Source organism: Mariniflexile fucanivorans, from assembly GCF_004341235.1.
Taxonomy (GTDB): domain Bacteria; phylum Bacteroidota; class Bacteroidia; order Flavobacteriales; family Flavobacteriaceae; genus Mariniflexile; species Mariniflexile fucanivorans.
Window position 1 is genome coordinate 286,300 of the sequence record NZ_SLUP01000006.1, and the last position, 12,068, is coordinate 298,367.

Sequence of the window (12,068 nt, forward strand, 5' to 3'; positions counted from 1 at the left end):
AATAAAATATGGCTGAATAATTCAGTATATTTAAACAGAATAAACTATTAAAATATTTATAATTATGGCAGTAAAAGCAAAATACCAATCGGTTTTAGATTTAGGAGAAAAACTAAACATTCAAAATGGTGATGTAACAGAAGAAAACGGCGTTTTAAAAGTAAAAGGAACGGCAAACACACCTTATGAAAAAAACATAATTTGGGATAAAATAAAAGAAATAGGTGGTGAAAACCCAAGCGATATTAAAGCGAACATTACAGTTGCTGATGAAAGCATTTATGCAAAACACACTGTAAAAAGTGGTGAAACTTTAGGAAAAATTGCAAAACAATATTATGATAACGCCTCAAAATACAATGCTATTTTTGAAGCAAATACTAGTATTTTGAAAAACCCAGATTTAATTCACCCAGGGCAAGAATTAGTGATTCCTAATATATAAGAATTACAATAAAATTATTTAGAAAGACGAATCGAAAGGTTCGTCTTTTTTTTTGCCACGAATTGACGAATATTGATTAGATGATTCAACAAAAAACATTGGTGTATTCGTGGCTCATGTAATTTATTATTTTACTGAACTTTCTAATGTTGTTTTTGCTAGCTTTAATATTTTATCAAACTGCTCTTGCAAACTCATATTTGAATTATCAATTTGAATAGCGTCTTTGGCTTTTCTTAAAGGTGAATCTTCTCGGTTTGTATCAATATAATCACGTTCTTGAACGTTTTTTAAAACTGCTTCATAAGTAACATCATCACCCCTTTCAATTAATTCTGAATAACGTCTTTGTGCTCTGGTTTCTGCAGAAGCAGTCATAAATAATTTAAGTTCAGCATCAGTAAACACAACGGTTCCAATATCTCGACCGTCCATAACCACGCCCCCATCTTTTCCTAATTGCTGTTGTTTTTCTACTAATTTTTGGCGAACTTCAGATATTTCGGCCACTTTACTAACAAAGCCTGATACTTCTAACGTGCGAACGTCGTTTTCAATATTAACACCATTCAAATATACTTCTGCAAAACCCATTGCATTATTAAACTTGAAACTAATATTGATGGTGTTTAACTTAGCAACTAAACCTTCTACGTTAAAATGTTTGTCGTCAATAAATCCATTTTGCATGGCATAGTAAGTAACTGCTCTGTACATCGCCCCAGAATCTACATAAACATAGCCTAAATGTTTTGCTATTTGTTTGGCTACTGTACTTTTTCCTGTGGAAGAAAACCCGTCTATGGCGATAGTGATGTTTTTCATTTTGATGTAGGGTTATGATGTTATATTCGATATTAATTTGGCACTTTTAAACTGATGAACTGATAAACTGATAAACTGATGAACTGATAAACTGATAAACTCATAAACTCATAAACTTTTTTACTGCAAATCTATTTGCAAACCAAAAAAGTTTGAATTGGCGGCACTTGTATATTTAGCATGCGTATAACTAAATCGCATTTTATTCATTTTTATTGAAAAACCAGCTGATAAGCCTGAAAAATTTCGTTGGTCTACAATTCTTAATTCTTCGGCTCTTCTAAAATTATATCCTAGTCGGATGTTGAATCCGCCTTCAGGAAAAATCTCAGCACCAAAAATACTGTGACGCATTACCTGACCTAAAAAACCAATTTTTTCATCTGTTTGATTGCCACTTAAATCGCTAGTTGTTCTCGCTGGATTTGGTCGTGCAATGGGCCATTCCTGTAAATTTTCTAAAGTAATATGCCAACGAATGGGTACATTTTCTAAACTTTGCGACATACCAAAATCGACTTCAAAAGGCAATTTTTCATTTAAACCTGCATAGGTTGTAATTTGAGTTCCGAAATTTCGAATTGCTAAAGCTGCATGAAAATCTAAATATTCATTAATGTAAAGTAAACCGATATCTACAGCTGCACCAAGTGAATTATATTGTTCTAAGTTAGAAGTAATTAATTTTGCATTTGCACCCAGATAAAAATCGGAATATCCAATTTGAGTTGCATAACCAAAAGATAAAGACGCTTCATTTCCTGTAAAGGTACCTGTTGAATTTCCATCTTCATCATAACCATCAAACGAGCCATAATTAATATAGGTTATACCAGCATGAAAAGTTTGTGTGCGTCTATCAACCGTATAGGCGTAAGCCGCTGTACCGTAACTAATACCACCCAAATAACTAGAGTAATTTAATGCCAATTGGTTATCCATATCAACATTTATGGTTGCTGGATTATAGAGCGCCTGTGTTACATCGTAATCTACTATAGTTAGTACCTTACCTCCCAAAGCTGCTTGACGAGGAGACGACACCAAATTCAGGAATTGATAGGTAGATTCACCTCCAACCTGTGCATAGGTTAAGCTCGTAAAAAACAAACAAAAAGTAGCAATAATTTTCTTCAGCATATTTACGACACAAAGTAAGTAAATCTATCTTAAAACGGTTGTATGAATCTTTTATTTTAAATCATAAAAAAACCTCGAAGTGAATCGAGGTCTTTTAGCTTAACTTTTTAAAGTGTCTTTGCTTTTGCAACCTTTTGATTTGTGAGCGCTAACTTTATAACATCACTCATATCGGATACGTAATGAAACGTTAATCCTTTTACATAATCTGGTTTTATTTCTTCAATATCGCGTCGGTTTTCTTCACAAAGCAATATTTCTTTAATTCGAGCACGTTTTGCCGCCAGAATTTTTTCTTTAATACCACCAACAGGAAGCACTTTTCCACGCAATGTAATTTCGCCCGTCATCGCTAAACTTTTCTTCACTTTTCTTTGCGTGAATAAAGATACTAATGAGGTTAACATCGTAACGCCCGCACTGGGTCCGTCTTTTGGTGTTGCACCTTCTGGTACGTGAATATGCACATTATATTTTTCAAAAACATCCGAATTAATTCCAAATTCATCAGCGTTCGATTTAATATATTCCATAGCAATAGTTGCCGATTCTTTCATAACCGTACCTAAATTACCTGTAATGGTCATGGTACCTTTTCCTTTTGAAAGAATAGATTCTATGAACAAAATATCACCACCAACACTCGTCCATGCTAAACCAGTAACCACACCCGCAACATTATTATTTTCATATTTATCACGTTCCATTTTAGGGCCGCCCAATACTTCAATAACATCTTCGTTAGTTACTTTTATATTGTAATCTTCTTCCATCGCAATGTTTTTGGCAGAATGTCGCACCATTTTTGCGATTTGTTTTTCCAATCCACGCACACCAGATTCTCGCGTATAACCTTCAACAATTTTTTCTAATTGTGCTTTGCCAATTTTAAGGTTAGCATCGGTTAAGCCGTGTTCTTTTAATTGCTTAGGAAGTAAATGGCGTTTCCCAATTTCAACCTTTTCTTCAATAGTATAACCAGTTACGTTGATAATTTCCATACGGTCTCTCAGTGCTGGCTGAATGGTTGACAAGCTATTTGAAGTAGCAATAAACATGACTTTAGAAAGGTCGTAACCCATTTCTAAAAAGTTATCATAAAACTCACTATTTTGTTCCGGGTCTAACACTTCAAGCATTGCTGAAGAAGGATCTCCTTGATGTGAATTCGATAATTTATCAATTTCATCTAAAACAAACACCGGATTGGATGTTCCCGCCTTTTTTAAACTTTGAATAATACGCCCCGGCATAGCACCAATATAGGTTTTTCTATGGCCTCGAATCTCCGCTTCATCACGCAAACCACCTAACGAAATACGTACATATTCCCTACCCAACGCTTCTGCAATCGATTTTCCTAAAGATGTTTTACCAACTCCCGGAGGACCGTACAAACATAAAATGGGCGATTTCATGTCGTTACGCAATTTTAAGACCGCTAGATATTCAATTATGCGTCGTTTTACATCTTCCAAACCAAAATGATCGCGGTCCAGAATTCTCATGGCGCGTTTTAAATCGAATTTATCTTTGCTGAATTCATTCCAAGGTAAATCTAAAAAAAGTTCCAAATAATTACGCTGTATGGAATATTCTGCCACTTGCGGGTTCATGCGTTGCATTTTAGCAAGTTCTTTTTCAAAATGTTTAGCTACTTTTTCATCCCAAACTTTTTCATCGGCACGTAAACGCATTTCCTCAACTTCTTCGTCATGGTTAACACCACCCAATTCCTCTTGAATGGTTTTCATTTGTTGATGCAAGAAATATTCGCGTTGTTGCTGACTCATATCCATCTGCACTTTAGACTGAATATCATTTTTAAGTTCCAATTTTTGAAACTCGACATTCATAAACTTAAGTGTTGCAAGTGCACGTTTTTTAAGATCGTCAATTTCTAAAAGTGCTTGTTTTTCATCAACTGAAAGATTCATATTTGATGACACAAAATTGATTAAAAAAGAATCACTTTCAATATTTTTTATTGCGAAAGACGCCTCACTTGGAATATTCGGGCTTTCCTTAATAATACTAAGTGCTAATTCTTTAATAGATTCAATAATAGCTAAAAATTCCTTATTTTTTTGTGCAGGTCTTGCCTCTGGAATGTCTCTAACGGTAGCATTCATATAGGGATCTTCCGTAAGAACTTCAGCCACTTTAAAGCGTTTTTTACCTTGAATGATAACCGTTACGTTACCATCGGGCATTTTTAAAACACGTAAAATTTTGGCAACAGTACCTATTTCGTGAATTTCTTTTGCCGAAGGATTTTCAACCGATTCATCTTTTTGGGCCACCACACCTATTACTTTATTACCTTTATTCGCATCGTTAATCAATCGGATTGATTTATCACGACCTGCTGTAATAGGAATAACCACCCCAGGAAATAATACCGTGTTCCGCAAAGATAAAATAGGTAGTGTTTCGGGTAATTTTTCGTTGTTTATTTCTGCTTCGTCTTCAGGTGTCATTAATGGGATTAATTCTGAATTCTCATCAAAATCCTGTAATGACAAACTGTCTAGAGATATAAAATTAGATTTTTTCATATATGTATTTAGGTCAATTTGTCATAAAAACAATTGAATCCTTAATTTTTAATAATTTACAAAAAATAATATAGTTCTGAATATCAATACATTATAATAAACGTATCATATTTATTCATTATATGTTTTCAATACTCATGCCAATCATACAATGCTGTTCATCTAATTTCATTAAAAGAATCAAATATTGTAGGATTTTAATTCTATATTGCGGCTTAAATCTTAAATAAAATATAAAAATGAAATTACAATTATTACTATTTACATTATGCATTACTATCTTTTCTTGTAGTACCGAATCTTTGGATAATTCCGAAAAAGAAACTACCGATTCAACATTATTAAAAAAAGTAATTTACGATAAAGATACAGAAGATGAATATATAGTAACTTATAGCTATGATGAGAACAAATTAACTAAGCTTGAGGGTGAAGATGGCTACAAAAACGTTTATACCTATGAAGGTGATTTATTAGTTAAAGAAGAGAGTTTCTTGGATGGTGAACTTGGTGCTTATGTTACATTAGAATACAACTCTGTTGGTGTGTTAGTACAATATAAAGAGTATTGGTTAGATTCATCTGGTCTACCAGAAAGTACATACAAACATGTATTAACCTATAACAGTGATAAAACGATAACAAATGACGTTTACACAGGTGACCATAATTCGCAGACTGAACTTTATTTTACTGAGTTAATTTCATTCGATGGAAAAAATATTTCAAAATTAAAAGATAATGATAACGTTACTGAATATTTATATTCTTACGATGATAAAAATGGAATGTTTAAAAATGTACATGCCATCGAAGTTCTAAATCTTTTATCGCAAAATGAATTTGGACCATATATAATGGGTAACACTAATAATATTACTATCGATAAAGAAATATATGATCAACAATCCAATCACACTACATCTGAGTATATATATAATGAAAATGACTATCCTGTATCAGCTATAAACAAGTATTATAATAACGGGGTTTTGGATGAACAACAAACAGAAACTATTAACTTCTATTATGAATAATAACCAAATACCCTTAAAACAAATGCTTATTCATTAATTTTGAATAAGCATTTGTTTTTTTGGATAAGCTTTATTTTAAAGTTTACCTGCTTTCTTCAAAATAAACAATAAAATGATGGGTATTAACAATAAACCAATCATAAGTAAATTGGTTTGAAATAAATAAGGTGCTAAAATTAATGTGGTTATAAAACCACCTATGGCGCCACCAAAATGCGCATCGTGACCAATATTACCTACTCGATTTTTCATTCCGTAAATAGAATATAATAGGTATCCGATGCCAAATAAATAAGCTGGAATGGGAATAGGTACAAAAAACATATATAAATTCATTCCTGGTTGCAACAAAATAGCGGCATATAAAATACCTGTAACCGCTCCACTAGCTCCAACAGCACTGTAATGATATTCATTTTTATGAAATAATAAAGAAAGTAAACTACCAGCAACTAAGCTCACTATATAAATAATAATAAACCCAAGCGGTTGTACATAATTAATAACAGGGCCAGCAAAAAAGTATAAAGTTAGCATGTTGAACAACAAATGCTGCGTATCTACATGCAGAAATCCAGAACTAAACATGCGTATTTTTTCGCCTCTTTGTACACCACCTACATTAAATTTATATTTATCAAAAAAAGCATAATCGCCAAAGCCCTTATAGGATATAATAACATTTGCTGCTATAATAATGACGGTTAGTAAATCTAAATTGCCCATGTAGTGTCAAGGTTTAAGTTCAAAATTAGCATATATTTGCTGCTACAAATCTAAAATTATTTCATGCAATTATTAGCATATATTCTTATTTATCCCATTTTATGGTTGGTTTCCATACTTCCGTTTAGATTACTTTACTTGGTTTCCGATGGTTTATATCTATTGCTTTACTATTTAATTGGATATCGTAAAAAGGTAGTTTACAACAATTTAAAACTTGTTTTTCCTGAGAAATCTGAAACTGAATTAAAAAAAATTCAAAAAAAATTCTATAAGCATCTATGCGATATGTTTTTAGAAATGGCAAAAACCATGACTATTTCTGAAAAAGAATTGAAAAAGCGTTTTAAGATATTAAATCCCGAGGAATTTCAACGTTTGGAAAGTTTAAACAAAAGCGTGATTTTAATTTTTGGGCATTATGCCAGTTGGGAATGGTCCATCGTTATTCAAAACTATGTTAATTTTAAAGGGTTGGCAGTATATAAGAGGCTTGCAAATAGATATTTTGATAAATTGGTAAAAGATATTCGTTCAAAATTTAATACCGATTTAATAAGTACCAAAGAAACCATTCATACTATTAATGATATGGAAGCTAAAGGGATAAAAAGTGTTACTGGTTTTTTAAGTGACCAATCTCCCAGACTAACAAAAGACGTATATTGGGGGACATTTATGGGTATTGACGTACCTTGCTTTACTGGCGCAGAACGGTTGGCTAAAAAGTTAGATTTAACAACTGTTTATTTAAAGGTGAATAAAGTGAAACGTGGTTATTATGAGGCGGAAGTTATTACACTAACTGAAAACCCAAATGACTATAAAGACTACGAATTAACCGATATGTTTTTACGAGAAGTTGAAAAACAAATTTATCAAGCTCCTGAATACTATTTCTGGACTCATAAGCGCTGGAAACATACTCGTTAATAATTTTTTAATTGATGCAAACTTCAATTTGAGAGATTACTTTCATTATAGATTAAACTCTTAGCGAACCTCTAAAACCTCTTCCTGCATAGTAAGATTCTGCCCCGTTGTGGTATATAAACACGGTATTAAAACGAAAATCGGCAAAAAGGGAACCACCTAACTTTCTAATTTCTTCAGGTGTTTCTATCCAACTAGATGTTTTCTGGTCAAAATTGCCAAGTTTTTGTAACGCTCTGTATTGTGTTTCGTTTAAAAGTTCAACACCCATAGCGGTCGCCATACCCATGGCACTGTCTTTTGGTTTGAATTTTTTTCTAGCTTCTAAAGCTTCTGGATCGAAGCAAATGCTTCTTCTTCCTTCGGGGCTTTCTGCGGAACAATCATAAAAAACATATTCATTGGCCGCTTGATCATAATCAACCACATCGGGTTCGCCTGCCGTATTTTCCATTTGATTAAGCGACCACAATTTTTCGGGATTTGAACGTAGTTTTTCTTCCACATGAACCCACGAAATAGATTTATGACGATTTTTATGTTTTTCAAAACGATCTTTTAATGTTTCAATGAGTTGGTTTTGTTCTTCGGAAGATAACTCCTTTTTTATTTTCATAATAAGAAAGATTTTATTTTAAGATTACAAAAAATCTCTTAATCCACTCAAAATACTTTGTACTGCATAAGAAGCAAGAATATCAATTACAGCAATCATAACTAAAATTTTTATTATTGCTGTTAATATACTAATTTATAATTTTTCCTTGGGTTGTAAATGAAATACCCTGTTGACCTGATGTAGAAATCATAACACTTTCAAAAAAAGGTTCGTTTAAATTTGGTTTAACGCTCCAATCAAACAAAAAATTGGCGCCTGTGCCCCCTTCTTTATCCGATTCATCAATAATTATTTCTACAGTTTCCATAGGTGCTATATAAATGGGATTATCAAAATAGGTTCTTATAGCCTTCCCGTGGGTATCGTAATATATAGCCTTATTTATAAAAATAGTGTCATTGATATTGATGTTTCTAAGACTAACGGTTGCCGTTAAACTATGTATTCTATGCTCGGTTTCACTGTATATTTGAGAATAGACAGACAAATAGGTTTTTCCGTGCACCAAACTATCGCTTAAAGAATGGGTAACGGTTCTCTTTTTCCAGTTTGTAGCATCAATGGAACTTACTACTTTCGATTCATCGCATGAATAAATAAAAAGCGAAATAATTATTAATGCTACTAGCTTATTTATTTTTTCCATGTTTAATTTATTTTTAATTATGAGTGATTTTTAGCTTTTTGCAATACTTTCTATTTCTTCAATAAATTTATCTGCCAACGCATCGGCTTCTTGTTGCGATTTTGCTTCGGTATAAATTCTAATAATAGGTTCGGTGTTACTCTTACGCAGGTGTACCCAACTTTCAGAGAAATCTATTTTAACACCATCGATGGTAGTTAATTGTTCATTTTGATAACGATTATCCATCGCTTTTAAAATACCGTCTACATCTAACCCAGGCGTTAGTTCTATCTTCTTTTTACTCATAAAGTAATTTGGGTAAGTTTTTCTAAGTTCGCTTACCGAAATACCTCTTTCTGCCAATAAACTTAAAAATAACGCAATACCAACTAGCGCATCACGACCGTAATGCGATTCTGGGTAAATAATACCCCCATTACCTTCGCCGCCAATAACTACTTTATTTTTTTTCATTAATTTAACTACGTTCACCTCGCCCACAGCGCTCGCTTCGTAAGTACCTCCATGTTTTTCTGTAACATCGCGCAATGCCCTAGTAGAACTCATATTGCTTACCGTATTGCCTGGTGTTTTACTAAGCACGTAATCTGCACAGGCAACTAGGGTATATTCTTCACCAAACATGTCGCCATTTTCGTCCATAAACGCTAAACGGTCTACATCTGGGTCAACTACAATTCCGAAATCGGCGTTGTGTTTTTTAACGGCTTCAGATAAATCGGTTAAATGCTCTTTTAATGGTTCTGGATTGTGCGGAAATTGTCCGTTTGGTTCACAATACAATTTTACAACTTCAACCCCTAAACGCTCTAAAAGTAACGGAATGGCAATACCTCCGGTAGAATTTACGCCATCTACCACCACTTTAAAACGGGCTTCTTCAATTGCAGGAACGGTTACCAATGGTAAATCTAAAACTTCAATAATGTGTAAATCTATATAGGCTTTATTTTTTGTGATTTTCCCTAAACTATCTACATCGGCAAAACTCATGTTGTCACTTTCTGCAATGACTAAAATTTTAGAACCTTCAACATCATCAAGAAATTCTCCTTTTGAATTAAGTAGTTTTAAAGCATTCCATTGCTTTGGGTTATGGCTTGCTGTTAAAATAATACCACCATCGGCATGCTCCATAGGTACTGCCATTTCTACGGTTGGGGTTGTAGATAGGCCTAAATCAACCACATCAATTCCTAAACCTATCAATGTATTCATTACCAAGTTTTGAATCATGGCTCCAGATATGCGCGCATCTCTACCAACAACCACTTTATAAGTGTCTTTTTCTCGTTGTTGCTTTAACCAAACACCATAGGCTGCTGCAAATTTCACAGCATCTATAGGTGTTAAATTATCACCAACGTTTCCGCCAATGGTTCCTCTAATTCCTGAAATTGATTTTATTAGTGTCATATATTTTTTTCAAATTGATAAACAAATATACCATTTCATATGAAATATATTATTGTTTTTTAAAGGTCATATGGTATCATTCCATGTTATTTTAGTACTTAATTTAATAAGCATATTGTTTTTTACGATTTCAAAATTGTTTTTCGTGAATAGGAATTCGTAAATTTCACAAATGAATTATTTAGCACATATATATTTATCGGGTGAAAACGATTTAGTTACCATAGGGAATTTTATAGCCGATGGCATTAAAGGTAAATCATATAAAAAATACCAAAAAAATATTCAAACTGGCATTTTACTTCACAGAAATATTGATACATTTACTGATGCGCACCCAACAGTTAGACTAAGTACCAAACGGTTACACGAAAAATATGGGCATTATTCAGGTATTATTGTAGATATTTTATATGACCATTTTTTAGCAAAAAATTGGAGTCGTTATAGTGATGTTCCTCTAAATGAATATGTTGGAAATTTTTATAATTCCTTAGAAATTCACTACGATATACTTCCATTACGCATTCAAAAAATGATGCCTTATATGCTAACGGATAATTGGCTGCTAAATTATGCTTCCATACATGGCATTTCTAGAGTTTTAGAAGGCATGAATAGGCGAACCAAAAACCGTTCGGGCATGAATGAAGCCGTAAAAGAATTAGAAGAATTTTATTCTGATTTTGAAAATGAATTTTCATCTTTTTTTGATGAGCTCATCTTTTTTTCAAAATTAAAATTAGCAGAACTAACATTAAATTTGAAATAAAAAAGATTCGGTAGAATTCTATTTTTTTAGATTAAATGTAAAACGCTTTGCAGATTAACGAATACAACAAACCGCTATCCGATTTTAGCCATTTTCTTTGATTAGTTAGTTAACAATTAATAATTTAGACCCATATTTATAGAAATTACTTAAAATGAAATTAAAAAAAATTATAAAAATCATAACGGGTACTCTTGTGTTTTTAACACTACCCAGTTTACTGTTTTTTGGTTTTTTATATTTTAAATATAATGAAGATTTACCTACTGGCGTTCAAGGCACAGAAGCTGATGCTTTAGCTTACAAAATGCTAGATGCTTTAAACCATGAGGCATATAAAAACACCAATTATATAGAGTGGACTTTTAAAAGAAAACATTACTATAAATGGAAAAAAAATAAAAGCACCTGCGATGTATACTGGAAAGAGTATAAAGTAAGTCTCAACTTAAACGATGCGTCTCAAAACCAAGCGTTTGTTCACAGTTTTAAAGTTATGGACGACGATTTATCAAAAGAACTTATTGAAAAAGCCCGTAAATATTTCAATAATGATTCATTTTGGTTAGTAGCTCCGTATAAAATATTCGATAAAGGCACTGAACGCCGATTGGTAACCTTAGAAAACAATAAAAAAGCCCTCTTGGTAACCTACACCTCTGGTGGCACAACACCAGGAGATTCATACTTATGGCATTTTGATAAGAACGGAAAACCTACAAGTTTTCAAATGTGGGTCGATATTTTACCTATTGATGGCTTAACAGCTACATGGAACGATTGGGTTACCACCGAAAGTGGTGCGCAACTACCAAGTTTTCATGAGTTTGGAGTTTTTAATTTGGAAATAAGCCACATTAAAGGAACCAAATAAGTTTTTAGTCGCTGTTTCAGTTTTTCTCAGAGATGGGAATTTTCAATGAAAAATGAGACTGCGACTAAAAACTA

Annotated in this window: 12 protein-coding genes; 5 read left to right on the forward strand and 7 right to left on the reverse strand. The window is 32.8% G+C overall.

The genetic code is table 11. The features are described 5' to 3' along the window. Positions 1–64: 64 nt before the first annotated feature. Complete coding sequence (locus EV196_RS13690; protein WP_132218337.1) at positions 65–445, forward strand: LysM peptidoglycan-binding domain-containing protein; 381 nt, start codon at positions 65–67, stop codon at positions 443–445. 126 nt (positions 446–571) lie between these two features. Here the strand turns inward: EV196_RS13690 and cmk are convergent, their stop codons facing one another. From cmk to lon, 3 genes are all read right to left on the reverse strand, one after another. Beyond that, complete coding sequence (gene cmk / locus EV196_RS13695; protein ID WP_132218338.1) at positions 572–1,270, reverse strand: (d)CMP kinase; 699 nt, start codon at positions 1,268–1,270, stop codon at positions 572–574. Between the two features lie 120 nt (positions 1,271–1,390). Beyond that, positions 1,391–2,410 (reverse strand): type IX secretion system protein PorQ, encoded by a 1,020-nt coding sequence (gene porQ, locus EV196_RS13700; protein ID WP_132218339.1) that lies wholly within the window; start codon positions 2,408–2,410, stop codon positions 1,391–1,393. 107 nt (positions 2,411–2,517) lie between these two features. Next, the gene (gene lon / locus EV196_RS13705) at positions 2,518–4,968 is read right to left on the reverse strand and encodes an endopeptidase La (protein WP_132218340.1); all 2,451 of its coding nucleotides are present in this window, start codon (positions 4,966–4,968) and stop codon (positions 2,518–2,520) included. A 239-nt stretch (positions 4,969–5,207) separates the two neighbouring features. Here lon and EV196_RS13710 point away from each other — a divergent pair, with 239 nt between their 5' ends. Further along, positions 5,208–6,005 (forward strand): hypothetical protein, encoded by a 798-nt coding sequence (locus EV196_RS13710; protein WP_132218341.1) that lies wholly within the window; start codon positions 5,208–5,210, stop codon positions 6,003–6,005. 75 nt (positions 6,006–6,080) lie between these two features. Here the strand turns inward: EV196_RS13710 and EV196_RS13715 are convergent, their stop codons facing one another. Beyond that, the gene (locus EV196_RS13715; protein WP_132218342.1) at positions 6,081–6,731 is read right to left on the reverse strand and encodes a rhomboid family intramembrane serine protease; all 651 of its coding nucleotides are present in this window, start codon (positions 6,729–6,731) and stop codon (positions 6,081–6,083) included. A gap of 63 nt (positions 6,732–6,794) precedes the next feature. Between EV196_RS13715 and EV196_RS13720 the strand changes: the two genes are divergently transcribed. After that, complete coding sequence (locus EV196_RS13720) at positions 6,795–7,664, forward strand: lysophospholipid acyltransferase family protein (protein WP_132218343.1); 870 nt, start codon at positions 6,795–6,797, stop codon at positions 7,662–7,664. Positions 7,665–7,716: 52 nt separating this feature from the next. Here the strand turns inward: EV196_RS13720 and EV196_RS13725 are convergent, their stop codons facing one another. The 3 genes from EV196_RS13725 to glmM all read right to left on the reverse strand — a co-directional run bounded on the left by EV196_RS13725 (position 7,717) and on the right by glmM (position 10,348). After that, on the reverse strand, positions 7,717–8,280 hold the full coding sequence (locus EV196_RS13725; RefSeq protein ID WP_132218344.1) for a DUF4256 domain-containing protein: 564 nt from the start codon (positions 8,278–8,280) through the stop codon (positions 7,717–7,719). Between the two features lie 130 nt (positions 8,281–8,410). After that, positions 8,411–8,929 carry a DUF3124 domain-containing protein gene (locus tag EV196_RS13730; protein ID WP_132218345.1) on the reverse strand — a complete coding sequence of 173 codons (519 nt, stop codon included), beginning with the start codon at positions 8,927–8,929 and terminating at the stop codon, positions 8,411–8,413. Positions 8,930–8,959: 30 nt separating this feature from the next. After that, positions 8,960–10,348 carry a phosphoglucosamine mutase gene (glmM, locus tag EV196_RS13735; protein ID WP_132218346.1) on the reverse strand — a complete coding sequence of 463 codons (1,389 nt, stop codon included), beginning with the start codon at positions 10,346–10,348 and terminating at the stop codon, positions 8,960–8,962. Positions 10,349–10,520: 172 nt separating this feature from the next. Between glmM and EV196_RS13740 the strand changes: the two genes are divergently transcribed. Further along, a complete protein-coding gene (locus EV196_RS13740) occupies positions 10,521–11,120 on the forward strand; it encodes an acyl carrier protein phosphodiesterase (RefSeq protein WP_132218347.1) in 600 nt (199 codons plus the stop codon). A gap of 154 nt (positions 11,121–11,274) precedes the next feature. Further along, a complete protein-coding gene (locus tag EV196_RS13745) occupies positions 11,275–11,994 on the forward strand; it encodes a hypothetical protein (RefSeq protein WP_132218348.1) in 720 nt (239 codons plus the stop codon). Positions 11,995–12,068 lie beyond the last annotated feature (74 nt).

What these genes read in the sequence shown, in the direction of transcription:
- EV196_RS13690 (WP_132218337.1), top strand. Translation starts at nt 65, where the DNA reads ATGGCAGTAAAAGCAAAATACCAATCGGTTTTAGATTTAGGAGAAAAA.
- cmk (WP_132218338.1), bottom strand. Translation starts at nt 1,270, where the DNA reads ATGAAAAACATCACTATCGCCATAGACGGGTTTTCTTCCACAGGAAAA.
- porQ (WP_132218339.1), bottom strand. Translation starts at nt 2,410, where the DNA reads ATGCTGAAGAAAATTATTGCTACTTTTTGTTTGTTTTTTACGAGCTTA.
- lon (WP_132218340.1), bottom strand. Translation starts at nt 4,968, where the DNA reads ATGAAAAAATCTAATTTTATATCTCTAGACAGTTTGTCATTACAGGAT.
- EV196_RS13710 (WP_132218341.1), top strand. Translation starts at nt 5,208, where the DNA reads ATGAAATTACAATTATTACTATTTACATTATGCATTACTATCTTTTCT.
- EV196_RS13715 (WP_132218342.1), bottom strand. Translation starts at nt 6,731, where the DNA reads ATGGGCAATTTAGATTTACTAACCGTCATTATTATAGCAGCAAATGTT.
- EV196_RS13720 (WP_132218343.1), top strand. Translation starts at nt 6,795, where the DNA reads ATGCAATTATTAGCATATATTCTTATTTATCCCATTTTATGGTTGGTT.
- EV196_RS13725 (WP_132218344.1), bottom strand. Translation starts at nt 8,280, where the DNA reads ATGAAAATAAAAAAGGAGTTATCTTCCGAAGAACAAAACCAACTCATT.
- EV196_RS13730 (WP_132218345.1), bottom strand. Translation starts at nt 8,929, where the DNA reads ATGGAAAAAATAAATAAGCTAGTAGCATTAATAATTATTTCGCTTTTT.
- glmM (WP_132218346.1), bottom strand. Translation starts at nt 10,348, where the DNA reads ATGACACTAATAAAATCAATTTCAGGAATTAGAGGAACCATTGGCGGA.
- EV196_RS13740 (WP_132218347.1), top strand. Translation starts at nt 10,521, where the DNA reads ATGAATTATTTAGCACATATATATTTATCGGGTGAAAACGATTTAGTT.
- EV196_RS13745 (WP_132218348.1), top strand. Translation starts at nt 11,275, where the DNA reads ATGAAATTAAAAAAAATTATAAAAATCATAACGGGTACTCTTGTGTTT.